General features: G+C 57.1%; 1 rRNA gene (cut by both window edges). It reads right to left on the minus strand.

Going from position 1 to position 1,156, the window contains the following annotated elements:
* Nucleotides 1-1,156: ribosomal RNA gene (locus ABZ406_RS30785) — 23S ribosomal RNA — on the minus strand (it extends past both window edges: 1,635 nt to the left, 228 nt to the right).

Consider the following 1,156-nt stretch of genomic DNA (forward strand, 5'->3'; position numbering starts at 1 on the left):
CGGTTCGGGTGGTTAGCACAACGAGGTTCATCAGGGACGCTCTTTCGCGGGTACGGGAATATCAACCCGTTGTCCATCGACTACGCCTCTCGGCCTCGCCTTAGGTCCCGACTCACCCAGGGCGGATTAGCCTGGCCCTGGAACCCTTGGTCATCCGGCGGAAGGGTTTCTCACCCTTCTTTCGCTACTCATGCCTGCATTCTCACTCGTGCCGCGTCCACAACTGGGTCACCCCGCTGCTTCACTCGCGGCACGACGCTCCCCTACCCATCCACACACCTGCACAAGGAATCAAGTCCAAGCGAGGATAAAATGTGAATGCCACAGCTTCGGCGGTGTGCTTGAGCCCCGCTACATTGTCGGCGCGGAACCACTTGACCAGTGAGCTATTACGCACTCTTTAAAGGGTGGCTGCTTCTAAGCCAACCTCCTGGTTGTCTATGCGACCCCACATCCTTTTCCACTTAGCACACGCTTAGGGGCCTTAGCTGGTGATCTGGGCTGTTTCCCTCTCGACTACGAAGCTTATCCCCCGCAGTCTCACTGCCGCGCTCTCACTTACCGGCATTCGGAGTTTGGCTGATTTCGGTAAGCTTGTGGGCCCCCTAGACCATCCAGTGCTCTACCTCCGGCAAGAAACACGCGACGCTGCACCTAAATGCATTTCGGGGAGAACCAGCTATCACGGAGTTTGATTGGCCTTTCACCCCTAACCACAGGTCATCCCCCAATTTTTCAACATTGGTGGGTTCGGCCCTCCACGCGGTCTTACCCGCGCTTCAGCCTGCCCATGGCTAGATCACTCCGCTTCGGGTCTAGGACACGCGACTGAATCGCCCTATTCAGACTCGCTTTCGCTACGGCTCCCCCACACGGGTTAACCTCGCCACATGCCACTAACTCGCAGGCTCATTCTTCAAAAGGCACGCCGTCACCCCGCAAGGCTCCGACGGATTGTAGGCGAACGGTTTCAGGTACTATTTCACTCCCCTCCCGGGGTACTTTTCACCATTCCCTCACGGTACTTGTCCGCTATCGGTCACCAGGAAGTATTTAGGCTTACCAGGTGGTCCTGGCAGATTCACGGCAGATTTCAGGGGTCCGCCGCTACTCGGGAACACCCACAGAAGGTCAGCAACTTTCACCTACCGGACTA

The organism is Micromonospora sp. NPDC005710, assembly GCF_040630995.1.
GTDB lineage: Bacteria > Actinomycetota > Actinomycetes > Mycobacteriales > Micromonosporaceae > Micromonospora.